Source organism: Streptomyces sp. NPDC107528, from assembly GCF_055639295.1.
Window position 1 is genome coordinate 215,222 of sequence record NZ_JBVKAV010000003.1, and the last position, 16,980, is coordinate 232,201.

The window sequence follows — 16,980 nt, forward strand, 5'->3', positions numbered from 1 at the left end:
CTAGCCCTGCTCCCCGACCGACAGCACCAGCTTTCCGCGCACGCGCCCCGCACTGCTGATCCGCCAGGCCTCGGCGGCCTCGGCGAGTGGGAGCACCCGGGCGACGTGGACGGCGAGGCGGCCCACGTCGGCCAGTTCGCCGAGGGCCGTCAGATCGGCCGGGTCGGGGCGCACCCACAGGACGTGGCCGCCCTTCGCCAGGACGTCCGGGTCGGCGATGGACACCACCCGGTCACGCTGCTTGAGGACCTGCTGAGACACGTCCACGGCGTCGCCCCCGACGAAGTCGAGCGCCGCGTCGACGCCGTCCGGGGCCAGCTCGCGAAGCCGGTCGGCCAGGCCGTCGCCGTAGGTCACCGGCTCGGCGCCGAGTTCCCGGACGAAGTCGTGGTTGCGCTCGCTCGCGGTGCCGATGACCCGGGCGCCGAGCGCGACGGCGATCTGCACGCCGAACATGCCGACCCCGCCGCCCGCCGCGTGCACCAGGACCGTCTCGCCCTCACGCACACCCACGCGCTTGATCGACTGATAGGCGGTCAGTCCCGCCAGCGGCACGCCCGCCGCCTGCTCCCAGCTGAGCGAGACCGGCTTGCGCGCGACCAGCCGCACGTTCGCGGACACCAGCTCGGCGTAGGTGCCGAGCTGCACGGAGTCCTTGCGGACATAGCCGTACACCTCGTCACCGGGCGCGAACTCGTCGACGTCCAGCCCGACCCGTTCGACGACTCCGGAGACGTCCCAGCCGGGAATCATGGGGAAGTGGGTCTCCATGAGCGGGTCGAGGTACCCCGCCCCGAGCTTCCAGTCCACCGGGTTGACCCCGGCGGCCTTCACGCGGATGAGGACCTCGCCCGGAGCCACCTTGGGGTCGGGGTGCTCCACCAGCTTCAGATCCTCGGGCTGACCGTAGTGCTGCAGTGTGATGGCCTTCATGGAACCTATGTAACCACACGACTGTTACCGGCATACGCAATATATGCATCCGCATTCACGCGCCGGTCCCGGCATTGACGCGATCTCCGATGTGGTCGTACACATGGCCCCATGAGCGCGCCACACCTTCCCCTGTCCGGCATCACCGTGGTCAGCCTGGAGCAGGCCGTGGCCGCCCCGTACGCCACCCGACAGCTCGCCGATCTCGGCGCACGCGTGATCAAGGTCGAGCGGCCCGGGGAGGGGGATTTCGCGCGCCGGTACGACACGACGGTGCACGGTCACTCCAGCTATTTCGTGTGGCTCAACCGGTCCAAGGAGTCCCTGACGCTGGACCTCAAGGATCCGCGGGGCCTCGAGATCCTGCACCGGCTCCTCGATGACGCCGACGTGTTCGTGCAGAACCTGGCGCCGGGCGCCGCCGACCGCCTCGGCCTGGGTGTCGAGGCGCTCGGCGCGCGCCGGCCGCGGCTGATCCCGTGCACGATCTCCGGATACGGCACGTCCGGGCCGTGGGCCGACCGCAAGTCGTACGACCTGCTGGTGCAGTGCCAGACCGGGCTGGTGTCACTGACGGGGACCCCCGACGAGACCGCGCGTGTCGGGATCTCCGTCGCCGACATCGCGGCCGGGATGTACGCGTACAGCGGCATCCTCACCGCCCTCTTCACGCGGGCCACCACGGGCACGGCCCACCCCGTTGAGGTGTCCCTGTTCGAAGCGCTGGCCGAGTGGATGGGCCAGCCCGCCAACTACACCCGCTACAGCGGCACCCAGCCCCCGCGGCTGGGCACCCAGCACCCGACCCTCGCTCCCTACGGTGCCTACCCGGCCGCCGACGGCAGGGAGGTGCTGTTCTCCATCCAGAACGAGCGCGAGTGGGCCGTCCTGTGTGACCGCTTCCTTGGCCGGCCCGAGCTGACCGACGACCCGCGCTTCGCCACGAGTTCCGCGCGGGTGGCGCACCGGGATGAGGTCAACGCCGTCGTCGCCGAGCGCTGCGCCCGCTCCGACGCCGAGGAGATCCTCAAGGAGCTGGAGTCCATCGGCATCGCCTGCGCCGGGGTCAACGACGTCACCGCGTTCCTGGATCACCCGGTCCTCGCCGCCCGCGAGCGCTGGCACGACGTGACCGTACCCGGCGGTGCGACGGTGCAGGCCCTGCTCCCGCCGGCCGACCTCGCGGGACTGCCCGCGCGCATGGACCCGGTCCCTGCGGTGGGCGAGCACACGGAGGCGATCCTCACCGAACTCGGCCGTACCGGCGAGGAGATCGAGGCCCTGCGCGCCGAAGCCGTGATCTGACCACCGGTCCCCCGGTGTGACCGAACGCGACCCGCCCTCCGTGCGTCACAGTGCCGGGCGGCCGCGGCACCGCCCCTCCCGTGCCTGCCGCTGTCCGTTCAGGGGGATCCATGCGTACGACCGCTTCACGCACCGCCTCGCTGCTCACCGCCCTCGGCCTGCTCGGCGCCGGATGCGGCACCGTCACGGCAGGGTCCGACGACACGGACCCGGCCCCGGAGACCAGGACCCGCGCCCACGAGGTCGCCGACGCCTGGGACGGTTCACCGGCCGCCGACGCCTGGCTCAAGGGCTACTTCCCGATGGCGGACGCGGTGCAGCCGCCCGAGGACGCCTTCCACAACGAGAACGACAAGAAGGCCTACCAACGCCAGAACTTCGAGCTGCGCGGCGACCTCCCTGGTTCCGAGCAGAAGGAAGGGAAGGTGACCTGGCGGGACGGCGGTTCGCTCACGCTGCCGCTCATGGGGGCGCAAGAGGCGTACAAGACGGTGGACCGCACGGACGCGCCCGCGCCGCGCCTCGTCGTGACCGGGGCGAAGCTGGGCGAGACGACGCTGGTCACGAGCCGCGGCCCGGCCACCGTCCCGGCCTGGCTGTTCACCGTCGAGGGCTACGACACCCCGCTCAAGCGGGTCGCCGTGAGGCCCTCGAAGCTTCCCAAGCCGCCCATCGGGCCGGCCCGGGACACCCCCACCGAAACCCTCTGGGAGCTCAACCGGCTGGTCGAGGTGGCCGCGGACGGCCGCTCCGTCACCGTGCTGGCCCACCACGGGTCCTGCGACGACGGACCCGCCGTGGACGTGCTGGAAACGGAGGGCAGCGTGGTCCTGTCCGGCTATGTCGTCGGTATGGAGGAAGGCCTGTGCACGTCCGACCTGCGCGCGAAGAAGGTGACCGTCGAGCTGGACCGTCCGCTCGCCGAGCGACTCCTACTGGACGCGTTCACGGGCCGCCCCGTGCCGCAGGGGAACCCCAACGGGCCCTCCGGCAGCTGGAGCTGACTGGTCGTCACAGTCTATTTGCGGCCAATGCGCCTTGTGGTTCATGCGCCTTGTGGTCCATGCGTCGTCAACTGCGCAGGGCTGCCTCGGCCGCCGCCCTGGCCTGCTCGGCGTAGCCGCGGCCGAAGAGCACGGTGTGCACCAGCAGCGGGAAGAGCTGGTGGAGGCCGATCCGGTCGGACCAGCCGGCGGCGAGGGGCGCCGCGTCCTGATAGCCGACCAGGATCCGGTCCAGGTGAGGGCAGCCGAAGAGGTGGAGCATGGCCAGGTCGGTCTCGCGGTGGCCGCCGTGCGCGGCCGGGTCGATCAGCCAGGCGTGCCCGTCGGCGCCCCACAGGACGTTGCCGTTCCACAGGTCGCCGTGCAGCCGGGCGGGCGGCTCGGCGGGGCCCGCCAGCTCGGGGAGCCGCTCGCAGACCCGCTCGAACACGGACGCCTCCGCGCCACGGACCGTGCCGTCGTCGACAGCGCGGCGCAGATACGGCAGCACGCGGTACTCGGCGTACCAGTGCGGCCAGTCCGGGCCGGTGACGTTGCGCATCGGGGCCAGCCCGATGTACGCGTCCTCGGGGCCGCCGGGCGGTGCGGCGCCGAACGCCGGTGCGCCGGTGGCGTGCAGTGCGGCCAGATCGCGTCCGAACCGCTCGGCCGCGTCGGCGGTGGGAGGGCCGGTCGCCACTCGTTCCGTGACCAGCCACTGCCCGTCCTGGCCGTGCACGGCGGGGACACGGACCGTGCCGGCGTCGGCCAGCCAGCGCAGCCCGGCCGCCTCGGCCAGTGCGGCGCCGTCGCCTTCGCCGCGTTTGACCATCGCGACCTGCCCACCGGCGAGGGTGACTTCGGCGAGCGTCGCGGAGAGCCGGCGTTCCCCGGCGACCGGTCGCCCCGTGAGACGCGCGGCCGTGGCGCCGGGGCCGTCGAAGGAGTCGTCCACGGCCACAGGGTACGGCGGCCACCTGCCGGACCGGAGTCACCCATCCGGTCAGCTGTCGGCGGCGGCCTTCTTGATCGCCTCCCGGATCCTGGAGTACGTACCGCAGCGGCAGACGTTCTCGATCCGGTCGATGTCCGCGTCCGTCGGCCGGGGCGTCTTCTTCAGCAGGGCGGCCGTGGCCATGATCTGGCCCGGCTGGCAGAAGCCGCACTGGGCGACGTCACAGTCGAGCCAGGCCTGCTGAACGGGGTGGAGGCGGTCGCCGTCGGCGAGGCCCTCGATGGTGGTGACCGCACGGCCGGCGCAGTCGGCGACCGGAACGACGCAGGGCTGGATCTCGTCGCCGTCGAGATGGCTGGTGCAGGCACGGCAGGCGCCCACGCCACAGCCGAACTTGGGGCCGGTGACGTTCAGCAGGTCGCGCAGCACCCACAGCAGGGGCATGTCGGCGGGGGCCTCGACGGTGACCCGCTTGCCGTTGAGGGTGAAGGAGTAGGACGGCATCGCTACCTTCTCGGGTGGCTCAGAAGTTGAGGGGGAAACGGCGCGGCTTGGTGCCGGTCGCCCGTGCGTAGGCGTTGGCGACGGCACCGGACGCGGCCGGGACGCCGAGTTCACCGGCGCCGCCGGGAGCGCGCCGGGAGGGCATGATGTGCGCCTCGAAGTGCTGCGGGGCGTGCCGCTGGCGTGCGTAGTGGAAGTCGGCGAAGCTGCTCTCCCGGACGGCGCCCCGGTCGATGTGCAGGCCGGCTCGCAAAACGGTGGAGATACCGTCGACGGCCGTGCCCATGAGCTGCGCCTCCAGGCCGCGCGGGTTGACTGCCGTTCCCACGTCGGCCGCCATCACCACCTTGGTGACCCGGGGGTTCTTCGGGTCGACGGCGTCGATCTCGACCAGGCAGGCCACACAGGAGTCGTACTCCTCGTGGACCGCGACACCCTGGGCGTGCCCCCGCGGCATGGTCCGGCCCCACTTCCCGGCGGTCGCGACCTTGTCCAGTACGGCCCTGACGGTCTTGCTCCGCAGCGTCGTACGGCGAAAGGCGACGGGGTCCTTGCCGAGGCTGCGGGCGATCTCGTCGACGACGATCTCCTCGGCGGTGCGCACCGTGCCGGAGTCCACCGAGCGCCAGGCGCCGAGGGGGATCGCCAGGTCGACCGAGCCCGAGTTCCCGGAGAGGCGGCCGAAGTTGTAGAGGCCGCTGTCGCTGGGGAGCGGGGCAGCGGCCGGGGCGCGGACGGCCGAGGGTGCGGCGCCTTGAGCAAAACGCAGGCCTACTTGAGTGGGATTCACGCCTCCCTGCGGGGACAGCCCCCGCTCCTCGAAGGACTCGCTGACCGAGGCCGTCGCGTGGGCGAAGGCGACCACCCTGCCCCGCGCATGGCTGGCCCGGATCCGGTGATGGGAGGCCGGGCGCATCCTGCCATGCCGGATGTCGTCCTCCCGGCTCCACATGAGCTTGACCGGTCGGCGCGCCTTCTTGGAGATCAGAGCCGCCTCGATCGCGGCGTCATAGTTCAGGCGCCGCCCGAACGAGCCGCCGCCGCGCACCACATGGACCTGCACCTTCGACACCGGCAGGCCGAGCCGCGACGCGATGTCCTCCCGCGCGGACGTCGGGGTCTGGGAGGAGAACCAGATCTCGGCCCGCCCGGCGCGTACGTCCGCCACGGCGGTGAGGACCTCCATCGGCGCGTGGCTGACGAAGGCGAACTCGAACTCGGCCTCGGTCTGCGCCGATCCGCGCGGCGGGTCCCCCAGCTTCGGGACCGCGGCGCGCAGCCGGGAGCGGATGCCGGCGTCGGAGAGGTTCGCCAGCGGGCCGGGCGCCCACTTGATCCGGAGGGCGTCCCTGGCCCGGAAGGCATGGTGGAAGGTCTCCGCGACCACGGCCACACCACCGTCGATCCGGACTACCGCATGCACACCGGGCATGGCCCGGGCTGCCGTGGAGTCGACCGAGAGGACCTTCCCGCCGATCGTCGGCGGCCGGGCCACAACCGTCGGCCTGGCCCCGGCCGCCGTGAGGTCTCCGGTGTACTTCGCCTTGCCGGTGATGAGTTCGCGGGCGTCGATCCGGGTCGTCGGGCGCCCGATCACCCGGTGTTTCGACGCCGGCTTCGGATCGGTCGGCACGGTCGGCCGTGTGATCCGGGCGGCGCTCCTCGTCAGCGAGCCGAAGGTGGCCGAGCGCCCGTCCGGTGCGAAGACTCTCGTGCCCCGGGTGCGCAGGGTCCGCGCGGGGACGTGCCAGCGGCGGGCGGCAGCGGTCACCAGCTTGGCGCGGGCGGTGGCGGCCAGCTTCCGCGCCGGTCCGTACAGCGAACTGACCGAACTGGAGCCGCCGGTGAACTGGTTGCCCTCGTTGCGGGCATCCGCGAGCGGGATGTCCACGTCGGCGAGCCGGGCGTCCAGTTCCTCGGCGATCAGCATCGCGACGGCGGTGGTGACGCCCTGGCCGACCTCGACGCGGGGCAGCCGTACGACGACCCTGTTGGCCGGCGTGACCTCCAGGACCAGCATCTCCGCGTCGGTGCCGGTGACCAGGACGTCGGAGGACCGGCGGTCGCCGTCCACGGCTCGCTCGGCGCCCTCCGCACTCGCGGAGTCACAGCCGAGCGGTGCCGCGACGGTCAGAGTGGTCGCCGCGAGCGAATAGACCACGAACTGTCGACGGGACAACTGACGGGCCAACAGGCGCTCCTCTCAGCGAACCGGACTGGTTCGACCTGTATGAGGGGTCGGTGCACCGCGGGGTTGCGCCGGCTGGTCGTTCCTTCGGGGTTACGGCGCGAGTTGCGAGAGGTCGGTGCTCCACTCCAGGTGCCGTATGAGCTCGTCGTCGCCCGGCCGGTCCGCACTCGCGCCCCGGGGGCCGGGGCCCGACGGGGTGTGGGCACCGCGGGAGATGTTGCCGCTCACGGTGATGTTGTGTTCCACGCGGGGGCGGCGGAGGGTCTCGTAGAGGGACAGCGCGGCGTCGGTGTCCGGGGCGTCCCGCAGCGACTTGGCGAGGACTACGGCGTCCTCCAGCGCCATCGAGGCGCCCTGCCCGGTGGCGGGGGACGCCGCGTGGGCCGCGTCCCCGATGATCAGGGTCCGGCCCGAGCGCCAGGGTGTTCCGGTGGGAAGTTCGGTGGCGTTGGTGACCATGAGGCGGTCGGGGGTGGCTGCCACCAGGTCGGCGGCGGGGGTCGAGTCCTTGCGCAGCAGCGGCAGGAGCAGGTCGCGCCATCGGGCGGGCGTGCCCTGCGCGATGGTGTCGGCGGCCAAGGGCTCGTCGGTGACGCGGGCGAACCAGTACGTCTCCCCGTCCGGCGACACCGCGTACCCGAAGGCGACGGAGCTGCCGCGCACCATCGTGATGGTCTCGGGCCGGGCCGGGCCGGATGCGGCGCCGGTGTAGCCGTAGAAGACGTACTGCCCGGCGTAGACCGGCCGGGCGTCGGGGGAGACGAGGCGGCGGACGGTGGAGTTGAGGCCGTCGGCCCCGATGAGCAGATCACCGGTCGCCGTGGTGCCGTCGGCGAAGTGGGCGGTGACGCCGCCCTGACCTTCGACGACCGACATCAGGCGCGCGCCGTGCCGGATGTCGATGCCGCGGCGCGTGACCTCGGCCTGCAAGGCGGAGTTGAGGTCGCCGCGTCGCAGACAGCGATACCGCAGGTGCGGGATACCGGCCTCGCCGAGCGGCACCTGGGCCAGCTCGGTGCCCGTGTCGTCCAGGACCCGCATCGAGGTCAGCGGGAAGCCGATCGCGGTCACCGCGGCCGAGGCGTCCAGCTGTGCCAGGGCTCGCATGCCGTTGCTCGCCAGCGTGAGGAACGCGCCGATGTCCTCGGCGGAGTCGGGGTGCGCCTCGTGCACGACGACGTCGAATCCGGCCTTGTCCAGCGCCAGAGCCGCCGCCGCTCCCGCGATTCCGCCCCCGATGACCAGCACCTGTGCCACGTCGCTCCCCCACTCGTACACACACGACCCCCGTGAGTCGCCCAGGTACTCCATGGAACGCCCGGCCCCCGGCGTCGGTTCCCGACGAGATCGTCGACCTGAGGTTGCCCCCACCCCGTTCCGGGGGTCGTCCGGCGTGTCCCGGACCGGCGACACGTGATCGGCTTGTGCGGACGAACTACGGGGAAATGCATGCAAGTTGAGGAATCCGAACAGTGACGCCACGAGACCGGGCCCGGCCACACGGCGCGACTGCTCAGGCCGGCGCAGCACCTTGAGCCGGCGCGGCTCCTCAGGCCGGCGCAGCACCTTGAGCCGGCCCGGTTCCTCGGACCGGCCCGGTTCCTCGGACCTGCGCGGCTACATCGCTCGGCGCACACACTCGGCCTGGCTCGGCTACCTCGCTTGGGTCACCGGGGTCGCCCAGTTCTTCGTACTGCACGTGGTCGTGGAGTCGGCGTGGCACAGCCCGGCGTACAGCTGGGCCCGGAACAACATCAGCGACCTGGGCAACGTCCACTGTGCCCTGCAGTCGGATCCCGAACCGCGCTACATCTGCTCGCCCGAGCACGGACTGATGAACGGTTCGTTCATCGCGCTCGGCGCACTGCTCGTGGTCGGCGCCGCGCTCACCGGGCCCCTCTGGCGCACGGGCACGGCGGGGGTGTCGGCCAGGCTGCTGCTTGCGGGTGGAGGTGTCGGCTTCGTGCTGGCAGGGCCGGCTCCCTCCGACGTCGACGAGAACCAACGCGCGCTGGGCACCCTGCTGGTCATGGGGGCCGGCAATATCGGCCTGATGCCGGCCGGGGCCGGCCTGGCGGGCAGCGCGCCTCGGACGCTGAGGCGGCTGACCGGGCTGCTGGGAGTCATCGCGATCACGGGCCTCGGGCTGTTCCTCTCCGAGCAGTACCTGGGCCTCGGCATGGGCGGAATGGAACGAGTCGCGGCATTCCCCATTCTGGTGTGGACGCTGGTCATCGGCGCTCTCGCCGTCTTCCGGTTGATTCCCGCCATCTCTCGCGAGTAATGCAACCATTGACGCTACCCGGGTGTCTCACCAGATATCAGACACTTAGCCTCCCCGGGGGACGCAATGGTACAAAAGCGAACTGCATGGGCGACAGCCGCGCTCATGGGCATCACCTTGGGAGTGGCGGCGGTCCCTGCCGGCGCTGCCCCCGCCCGCACCGCCCAGGCCACCACGGCCTGCCCCACCGGCTGGGGCAGCCAGGCCGAGACCCGCTCCGCCGCCACGACGGAGTCGGTGACGAACGTCCGGACCGGCCGGCACGCCTGCTTCGACCGCATGGTCGTCGACGTCCCCGGGGCGGGCAGCGGCGACCTGGGCTATTCCGTCCAGTACGTCAGCCGCGTCCACCAGGACGGTTCGGGCGACCCCATCGCCGTCGGCGGCGGAGCCGTCCTCGAGGTGCGAGTGACCGCACCCGCCTACGACCCCGACACCGGGAAGCCCACGTATCCCGTGCGAGCCGGTCAGCGTCTCAAGGGCGTCGACCTCACGGGGTACCGCACCTTCAGGGACGGCCGGTTCGTCGGCAGCTTCGAAGGGGACACGCAGCTCGGGCTCGGCGTCCGGGCGCGGCTGCCGTTCCGGGTGTCGGTGACCGACGGCCGGATCGTGGTCGACGTGGCGCACAACTGGACCGGCGCACGCTGAGGGCGGCGGTCGGGGGGTCCGGGGCGGGGAGCGATCAGAGCACCCCGCCCGGCCCCGCCCCGCCCGGCCCCGGTCCAGCCCTGTCCGGCCTCGCCCGGCCCCGGTCCAGCCCTGTCCGGCCTCGCTCGGCCCCGGCCCGGCCCTGTCCGGCACCGGCCGACTCCGGCCCGGGCCCCCTGCCTCCGATCAGGGCGACGCCAACCTGAGTCGCGCCTCGCCTCCGAGCACAGCTTCCCGCTCCCCGATCACGGCGTCCCGCACTCCAGATCACGGCGTCCCGCTCCCAATCGCGGCATCCCGCTCCAGATCACGGCGTCCCGCTCCCAATCGCAGCGTCCCGCTCCCAATCGCGGCATCCCGCTCCCGATCACGGCATCCCGCCCCGGATCCCGGCATCCCGCCCCTGGTACTCCCGCAGCTTCCGGTAGAGGGTCGCCCGGGCGATGCCCAACGCCGCCGCGGCGCGTGCCTTGTTGCCACCGTGGCGGCGCAGCGCCTCCAGGATCGCGGCGCGTTCCGCGAGCTCCATCGGGCTGAGGTTCCGTCCCGCGGGACCTTCCCGCACGGGATCGGGCAGTTCGCTCCGCCGCACCGGTCCGCGGAGCCGCCGTTGACGGGCCAACGCCCGCACGAGGTGGGCGAGTTCGGTGATGTTGCCGGCCCAGGGGTGCCGCTCCAGCGCCCGCAGCGCGTCCAGCGACCAGGTCAGCGGCGGGCTGCCGGGTGCGGGCGCGGGCACGAGGGCGGGCAGCAACTCCCTGATGTCCTCGGCGCGTTCCCGCAACGCCGGCAGGGTCACCGAGCGGGCCGCGAGGGTGTCGAGGAGGCGCTGGAGGCAGGGGCCGGGTGAGGTTCCGGGCGTATAGGTGACCACCAGGCGGGCGTCGGGGCGCTCGTCCAGGAAGGAGTTGAGGGCGGCGACGTCGGACTGGGCGAGCCGTTCGGCGTGCCGCAGCAGCAGCGGCCGGTCACCGGCCCTGCCCCAGCCTTCGGCGAGGGCGCCCCCCGTCTCGCCACGCATGTCATCGTTGAGGCCGAGTTCGGGTGATTCGGCGGCGTCCACGACCAAGGGGGCCGTGCCGTCGAGCAGTTCGAGGGCCAGCGTGGTCTTGCCGGTTCCCCGTTCGCCCACGACGAGCAAGGGCCCCGCAGTCCGGGCCAGGGCCGTCGCCCGCGCGACAGCGTGCCGCCACGGCACCGAGTTCCCGATCAACTCGCTCCCCGGACACGGCACAGATTCCGGCACCGGCTCCACGGAACGCGGCTCGAGCACGGCGACCAGGCCGACGGCGCACCCCTCATGCCGTACCGGAGTGATCTCGACACTGCACCCCGCGTCCTCGGGAAGCGAGACCTCGTACGACTCGCCGGTCCCCCTCCCCCGCGCCCGCGCACCCCGCTCAAGCGCCTCCAGCACCTGCGGTGAGGCCAGGCGTGCCGCCGCCTCGCTGATCAGGCGGTTCCGGCCGTCCAGCGCGACGACCGCTCGTTCGCGTCCCCGCGCGGCCCGCTCGTATGCGTCGAGCAGCGCCCGTTCCGCGGTACGCGCGCGTGCCCGCAGTTCGGCCTCCACCGCCGCGGCAGCCGCCTCGGCGAGGGCGGCGCCGGGGTGCGGTCGGCAGCCCGCGCACAGACCGGAGGCGACGGTCACCGTGCCGAGCACCTGTTCCGAATCCGGGGACAGCAGCGGCACGCTGACCGCGGAGACGTCCTGCCACACGTCGAGGAAGTGCTCGGGTCCGTGCACCTCGGCCCGGCGCCGGGTGCGCAGGGCGAGCGCGGCGCTGTTGTGGCCGACCTCGCGCTCGGACAGGTCGCTGCAGGTGTCGTCGCCGGGGGCGCTGCCGGTCGACCACAGCACCCTCAGCCGTTCGTCCGTGAGCACGAGCGCCGAGCGTCCGGCGTCCAGGGCCGGGGCGATCCGGGCGAGCACCGGAAGCGCCGCCTCCAGCAGGGGCGAGTCGACGGCGTGGCCCGACTCCCGTACCGGGCCGTCGAGATCGGGCCGTACGCCGAAGAACCGGGCTCGCCGCCAAGCGGCGACGACGTCGTCCGGCACGCCGGCCGGGAGCGGGCGGCCCGTCAGGAACCGTTCCCGGGCATGGCGGAGGGGGGCGAGGGCAGGAGGATGTTCCGCGGTGGTCATGGCGCCCCTCACCGTATCCGGGGCGCCGGGCACGCGACGACGGCGGGCCGTGCGGCGGAGGTTGTCTCGTATTGAGACACCCATGACCGACCGCAGCGCTCCATGATCTTGAAAGGCATGGGTCCGTTCTCGTTTTCTCGGCTCCTGCCCGGATCCGAGCTCGTGCCCCGGCTCATCCGCTTGCTGACCCCTGACTCGCCTCCTGGAGCGTTCTGTCGTGCACACCGTTGTCGAGACCGACGTACTGATCGTGGGCAGCGGCCCGGCGGGGGCGTCGGCCGCGCTCGCGCTGAGCACCTACGGCGTGCGCAACATGGTCGTCACCCGGCACGCGAGCCTCGCCGACACGCCTCGCGCGCACATCACCAACCAGCGGACCATGGAGGTGCTGCGCGACCTGGGCGTCGAGCAGGAGGTCATCGCCAAGGCGACGCCCCAGCACCTGATGGGCAACACGACGTTCTGCACGAGCCTCGCGGGCGACGAGCTCGGCAGGGTGCGCTCCTGGGGCAACGACCCGCTCGTGCAGGCGGCGCACGAGCTGGCCAGCCCGACGCGGATGTGCGACATGCCGCAGCATCTGATGGAGCCGGTGCTGGTGAACGCGGCGATCGCGCGCGGCACGGACCTCCGGTTCAGCACGGTCTACAAATCCTTCGTCCAGGACGAGGGCGGCGTCACGGTCACCGTCGAGGACCGGCTGCGCGGCGACGAGTACGCGATTCGCGCCAAGTACCTGATCGGCGCCGACGGCGGCCGTTCCAAGGTCGCCGAGGACGCCGGGCTGCCGATGGGCGGACAGATGGGCGTCGCGGGCAGCATCAACATCGTCTTCGACGCGGACCTGAGCAAGTACACCGCGCACCGCCCCTCCACCCTGTACTGGGTCCTCGCCCCCGGCGCCACGGTCGGCGGCATCGGCGCGGGCCTGGTGCGCTGCGTACGGCCCTGGAACGAGTGGCTGATCGTGTGGGGGTACGACGTGAGCGCCGGCGCCCCGGACCTCACCGAGGAGTACGCCCTGTCCGTCGTACGCCAGTTGGTAGGGGACGACGGGATTCCGGTGACCATCAAGTCGTCGTCGGCGTGGACGGTCAACGAGATGTACGCGCAGACCTACGTCAACGGCCGGGTGTTCTGCGCCGGCGACGCCGTGCACCGCCACCCGCCGTCCAACGGGCTCGGCTCCAACACCTCCATCCAGGATTCCCACAACCTGGCCTGGAAGCTGAAGCTCGTCCTCGACGGCGTCGCCTCGCCGCGGCTCCTCGACACCTACGACGCCGAGCGCGCTCCGGTCGGCAGGCAGATCGTCACCCGCGCCAACAAGTCCATCGCCGAGACCGCCCCGATCTTCGAGGCGCTCGACGGGCTGTCGCCGCAGACGCCCGAGCAGTTGTGGGCCAACATCGCCGCCCGCAAGGACAGCACCGAGGCGGCGGCCGAGCAGCGGGCCGCGCTGCGCGAGGCGATCGCTTTCAAGGCGTACGAGTTCAACGCGCACGGCGTCGACCTCAACCAGCGCTACGCCTCCGACGCGGTCGTCCCCGACGGCACGCCCGACGCCGGCTTCACCCGCGATCCCGAACTGCACCACCAGCCCACCTCCCGCCCCGGCGCCAAGCTCCCGCACGCCTGGATCACCTCCGGGCCCCGGACCCTGTCCACCCTCGACACGGTCGGCAAGGGCCGCTTCACCCTGCTCACCGGCATCGGCGGCGAGAGGTGGCTGCGGGCGGCCGAGGCGCAGCCCCTCGACATCGCCACGGTCGTCATCGGACCGGGCCGGGAGTTCGAGGACCCCTACGGCGACTGGGCCGGCTTGAGCGAGATCTCCGACGCGGGCGCGCTCCTCGTACGCCCCGACGGGTATGTGGCGTTCCGGCACGCCGACGTGGCCGTGGACGCCGAGCGGTTGCTCACCGGCGCGGTGCGGCGGATTCTCGGGCACGGTTGAGATGGACTCCCAGGCAGCCGAAGAAGGACTGGAAGCCGAAGAAGGACATGAAGCCGCGGGACGGGCAGCCGCACGACAAGGAGCCCGGGAAGGAGCCGACATGACCGGTGACGCGCCGGACACGGTCACCGACGAGGTCGTCGCGAGTCTGAGGGGCACGGACGACCCCCGTCTGCGGGAGCTGCTGACCGGCCTGATCCGGCATCTGCACGCCTTCGCCCGGGAGTCGCGGCTGACGCAGGAGGAGTGGGAGCGGGCGGTCGGGTTCCTGACGGCGACCGGGCAGGCATGCACGCGGACCCGGCAGGAGTTCATCATGCTGTCGGATGTGCTCGGCCTGTCGATGCTCCTTGAGGCGATCAACGAGCGGCACGGTCCCGGCGCCACCGAGTCGACGGTCCTGGGTCCGTTCCACATGACCGAGTCGCCGGTGCGCGCGCTCGGCGCGAACATCGACCTGGCCGGCGGTGGCGAGCCGTGCGTGGTCAGCGGGCGGGTGCTGTCCCGGGACGGCGGCCCGCTGCCCGGCGCGGTCGTCGACGTGTGGCAGGCCGACGGCAACGGCTTCTACGACGTGCAGCAGCCGGACGTTCAGCCTCCGGGCAACGGCCGCGGGCTGTTCACCGCGGACGGCGAGGGACGGTTCTGGTTCCGTACGTGCGTACCGAGCGCGTACCCGATCCCGACGGACGGACCGGTCGGCGCGCTGCTGCGGGCCACCGGACGGCACCCCTACCGGCCCGCGCACATCCACTTCATCGTCTCTGCCGACGGACACACCCCGGTGACCACGCACATCTTCGTGGCGGGCAGCGACTACCTGGACTCGGACGCGGTGTTCGCCGTCAAGCCGGGCCTCGTCACCGACTTCGCCCCGGTCGACGACCCGTCCGCGGCACGGGAGTTCGGCGTGCCGAACCCGTTCCGGCACGCCTGCTTCGACCTCGTACTGGAGCGGTCGTGAACGACGCCCTCGACTTCTCCTACGACGCCCTGCCCGTCCGGGTCGTCTTCCGGCCCGGCGCCGCGGTGTCCGCGACGCCGGGCGAGGTCGGGCGGCTGGGGCTGCGGCGGGTGCTGGTGGTGTGCGGGGCGCGGGGCGCGGACACCGCGCGGGCGGTCGCCGACGCGCTCGGCCCGGCCTGCGTCGGCGTGCACGACCGGGCGCGGATGCACGTGCCCGTCGAGGTCGCCGACGTGGCGGTCCGGGCGGCTCGCGCGGCGGGCGCCGACGGGTGCGTGGCGGTGGGCGGCGGCTCGTCGATCGGGCTGGGCAAGGCGATCGCCCTGCGCACCGGACTGCCGCTGATCGCGGTGCCCTCCACATACTCGGGGTCGGAGATGACCCCGGTCTGGGGCTTGACCGAGCAGGGCGCCAAGCGGACCGGCCGCGACCCGAAGGTGCTGCCCCGCAGTGTGGTCTACGACCCCGAGCTCACCCTCTCCCTGCCCGTGCCCCTCTCCGTGACCAGCGGTATCAACGCGCTCGCCCACGCCGTCGAGGCCCTGTACGCCCCCGACACCTCGCCCTTCGTCGCGCTGATGGCCGAGGAGGGCGTTCGGGCGATGGCGCGGGCGCTCCCGGCGGTGGCCGAGGAGCCGGCGTCGCCGGGCGCCCGCGGTCGCGCGCTGTACGGGGCCTGGCTGTGCGGGTCCTGCCTGGGCGGCACCACCATGGGTCTGCACCACAAGCTGTGCCATGTCCTGGGCGGCAGCTTCGGCCTCCCGCACGCCGAGACGCACACGGTGGTCCTGCCGTACGTCCTGGCGCACAACGCGCCCGCCGCCCCGGACGCGGCCGCCACCGTGGCCCGCGCGCTGGACGCGGCCGACGCTCCGACGGCCCTGTGGGAACTGGCGGGACGCCTCGGCGCACCCCGCTCGCTCGCCGAACTGGGCCTCGCTGAGGCCGACTTGGCGGCAGCTGCCGCGCAGACCGCCGGCCAGGCGTACCCCAACCCCCGCCCGGTCACCGCCGACGACGTACTCGCCCTGCTGCGGGCGGCGTACGAGGGCGTGCCGCCCGTCTCGGGCGCCCAGTGACGTCCCTCGCCGGCCTCAGCGCCTACTGACACACCCCCTGCCCCCCACGCTCGAAGATCCCCCCACGACGGAAGAAAGGTGATCAGCATGCCCCTCGGTCTACTCAGGAGCCGAAACTCCCGAGGGAGCCGACGCTCGCGGGGAGCGCCGGGAATCCCGTTGCCCGTGCCGGCCGGTGCAGGCGTCGTGGGCCGTGAGGTCGTGGACCCGGTCGGGCTGCCGATGCGCGGCGCCGACGTGACCGTGTCCGCGATGGACTCGCACGAGGTCGTGGCGTCCGGTACGACGGACCCGTACGGCCTCTTCTTCGCCGCGCTCCCGCCGGGCCGCTACAGCCTCATGATCACGGCCGAGGGCCTGACACCGCACCGGGAGTCGCTGGACGTCGTCGCCGGTGCGCCGCAGCCCGCCGCGCGGGTCCAGCTGACGTCGGGCCGGCAGCTGGAACTGCCGACTGCGGGCACCTGGCTGTTCGACCCGCCGCACACGGCGATCCGGTTCATCGCCAAGCACGTCGGCATGGCCCATGTCCACGGCCGCTTCGAGCGGTTCACCGGCGGCATAAGGGTGGCGCCCGACATGGCCGATTCCCAGGTGTCGGTGCGCATCGAGGCGGCCAGCATCACCACGGGCAACAACACCCGGGACAACCATCTGCGTTCGGCCGACTTCCTGAACGTCGAGCGCTACCCGTACATCGACTTCACCAGCACCCGTTTCGCCTTCCGCGGCGGCGCCAAGTGGACGCTGCAGGGGTCGCTCACCATGCACGGCGTGAGCCGCTCGGTGGAGCTGGACACCACCTACCTGGGGTCGGTCAACGGCGGCTACGGTGAGGAGCTGCGGTGTGCGGCGCTGGCCAGGGCGGAGCTGCACCGCGAGGACTTCACCCTGAACTGGCGCAGCATGCTGGCCCGCGGGATCGCGGTGGTCGGGCCCACCGTGCAGCTGGAGCTGGACGTCCAGGCGATGTACCGCACGCACGACACGCCGACCCCTCCCGACTAGGCCAGGATGGCCGAGAGGTA

The 16,980-nt window shown here is 72.5% G+C and carries 14 protein-coding genes; 8 read left to right on the top strand and 6 right to left on the bottom strand.

The window, feature by feature from the left end; translation table 11 throughout:
• Complete coding sequence (locus ACZ7L5_RS10755) at positions 1 to 933, bottom strand: NADP-dependent oxidoreductase (RefSeq protein WP_471516168.1); 933 nt, start codon at positions 931 to 933, stop codon at positions 1 to 3.
• Between the two features lie 111 nt (positions 934 to 1,044).
• Here ACZ7L5_RS10755 and ACZ7L5_RS10760 point away from each other — a divergent pair, with 111 nt between their 5' ends.
• Positions 1,045 to 2,238 (top strand): CaiB/BaiF CoA transferase family protein, encoded by a 1,194-nt coding sequence (locus tag ACZ7L5_RS10760; RefSeq protein ID WP_471516170.1) that lies wholly within the window; start codon positions 1,045 to 1,047, stop codon positions 2,236 to 2,238.
• Between the two features lie 110 nt (positions 2,239 to 2,348).
• Positions 2,349 to 3,242 carry a hypothetical protein gene (locus tag ACZ7L5_RS10765; protein WP_471516172.1) on the top strand — a complete coding sequence of 298 codons (894 nt, stop codon included), beginning with the start codon at positions 2,349 to 2,351 and terminating at the stop codon, positions 3,240 to 3,242.
• Positions 3,243 to 3,309: 67 nt separating this feature from the next.
• Here the strand turns inward: ACZ7L5_RS10765 and ACZ7L5_RS10770 are convergent, their stop codons facing one another.
• From ACZ7L5_RS10770 to ACZ7L5_RS10785, 4 genes are all read right to left on the bottom strand, one after another.
• A complete protein-coding gene (locus tag ACZ7L5_RS10770) occupies positions 3,310 to 4,176 on the bottom strand; it encodes a fructosamine kinase family protein (RefSeq protein WP_471516174.1) in 867 nt (288 codons plus the stop codon).
• A gap of 48 nt (positions 4,177 to 4,224) precedes the next feature.
• Complete coding sequence (locus tag ACZ7L5_RS10775) at positions 4,225 to 4,680, bottom strand: (2Fe-2S)-binding protein (RefSeq protein ID WP_471516176.1); 456 nt, start codon at positions 4,678 to 4,680, stop codon at positions 4,225 to 4,227.
• A 19-nt stretch (positions 4,681 to 4,699) separates the two neighbouring features.
• Positions 4,700 to 6,841 carry a xanthine dehydrogenase family protein molybdopterin-binding subunit gene (locus ACZ7L5_RS10780; protein ID WP_471516741.1) on the bottom strand — a complete coding sequence of 714 codons (2,142 nt, stop codon included), beginning with the start codon at positions 6,839 to 6,841 and terminating at the stop codon, positions 4,700 to 4,702.
• A gap of 120 nt (positions 6,842 to 6,961) precedes the next feature.
• On the bottom strand, positions 6,962 to 8,128 hold the full coding sequence (locus ACZ7L5_RS10785; RefSeq protein WP_471516179.1) for an FAD-dependent oxidoreductase: 1,167 nt from the start codon (positions 8,126 to 8,128) through the stop codon (positions 6,962 to 6,964).
• Between the two features lie 310 nt (positions 8,129 to 8,438).
• Here ACZ7L5_RS10785 and ACZ7L5_RS10790 point away from each other — a divergent pair, with 310 nt between their 5' ends.
• Positions 8,439 to 9,155, top strand: coding sequence for a DUF998 domain-containing protein (locus ACZ7L5_RS10790; RefSeq protein WP_471516181.1), 717 nt, complete (start codon positions 8,439 to 8,441; stop codon positions 9,153 to 9,155).
• Between the two features lie 66 nt (positions 9,156 to 9,221).
• A complete protein-coding gene (locus tag ACZ7L5_RS10795) occupies positions 9,222 to 9,806 on the top strand; it encodes an AMIN-like domain-containing (lipo)protein (RefSeq protein WP_471516183.1) in 585 nt (194 codons plus the stop codon).
• Between the two features lie 367 nt (positions 9,807 to 10,173).
• On the opposite strand, the gene ACZ7L5_RS10800 is transcribed toward ACZ7L5_RS10795, so the two are convergent.
• Positions 10,174 to 11,952 carry a helix-turn-helix domain-containing protein gene (locus ACZ7L5_RS10800; RefSeq protein WP_471516185.1) on the bottom strand — a complete coding sequence of 593 codons (1,779 nt, stop codon included), beginning with the start codon at positions 11,950 to 11,952 and terminating at the stop codon, positions 10,174 to 10,176.
• 217 nt (positions 11,953 to 12,169) lie between these two features.
• Between ACZ7L5_RS10800 and ACZ7L5_RS10805 the strand changes: the two genes are divergently transcribed.
• The 4 genes from ACZ7L5_RS10805 (at position 12,170) to ACZ7L5_RS10820 (ending at position 16,960) form a co-directional block, all read left to right on the top strand.
• Positions 12,170 to 13,909, top strand: a complete 1,740-nt coding sequence (locus tag ACZ7L5_RS10805; RefSeq protein ID WP_471516187.1) for an FAD-dependent oxidoreductase — start codon at positions 12,170 to 12,172, stop codon at positions 13,907 to 13,909.
• Positions 13,910 to 14,009: 100 nt separating this feature from the next.
• Positions 14,010 to 14,873 (top strand): intradiol ring-cleavage dioxygenase, encoded by an 864-nt coding sequence (locus ACZ7L5_RS10810; protein ID WP_471516189.1) that lies wholly within the window; start codon positions 14,010 to 14,012, stop codon positions 14,871 to 14,873.
• A complete protein-coding gene (locus ACZ7L5_RS10815) occupies positions 14,870 to 15,952 on the top strand; it encodes a maleylacetate reductase (RefSeq protein WP_471516192.1) in 1,083 nt (360 codons plus the stop codon). Before ACZ7L5_RS10810 ends, ACZ7L5_RS10815 begins: the two co-directional genes overlap by 4 nt.
• An 87-nt stretch (positions 15,953 to 16,039) precedes the next feature.
• Positions 16,040 to 16,960, top strand: a complete 921-nt coding sequence (locus ACZ7L5_RS10820; protein WP_471516194.1) for a YceI family protein — start codon at positions 16,040 to 16,042, stop codon at positions 16,958 to 16,960.
• Positions 16,961 to 16,980 lie beyond the last annotated feature (20 nt).

Excerpts from the sequence above, each read along its gene's own strand:
- ACZ7L5_RS10795 (WP_471516183.1), top strand. The coding sequence starts at position 9,222 with ATGGTACAAAAGCGAACTGCATGGGCGACAGCCGCGCTCATGGGCATC.
- ACZ7L5_RS10810 (WP_471516189.1), top strand. The coding sequence starts at position 14,010 with ATGACCGGTGACGCGCCGGACACGGTCACCGACGAGGTCGTCGCGAGT.
- ACZ7L5_RS10820 (WP_471516194.1), top strand. The coding sequence starts at position 16,040 with ATGCCCCTCGGTCTACTCAGGAGCCGAAACTCCCGAGGGAGCCGACGC.
- ACZ7L5_RS10800 (WP_471516185.1), bottom strand. The coding sequence starts at position 11,952 with ATGACCACCGCGGAACATCCTCCTGCCCTCGCCCCCCTCCGCCATGCC.
- ACZ7L5_RS10775 (WP_471516176.1), bottom strand. The coding sequence starts at position 4,680 with ATGCCGTCCTACTCCTTCACCCTCAACGGCAAGCGGGTCACCGTCGAG.
- ACZ7L5_RS10765 (WP_471516172.1), top strand. The coding sequence starts at position 2,349 with ATGCGTACGACCGCTTCACGCACCGCCTCGCTGCTCACCGCCCTCGGC.
- ACZ7L5_RS10760 (WP_471516170.1), top strand. The coding sequence starts at position 1,045 with ATGAGCGCGCCACACCTTCCCCTGTCCGGCATCACCGTGGTCAGCCTG.
- ACZ7L5_RS10755 (WP_471516168.1), bottom strand. The coding sequence starts at position 933 with ATGAAGGCCATCACACTGCAGCACTACGGTCAGCCCGAGGATCTGAAG.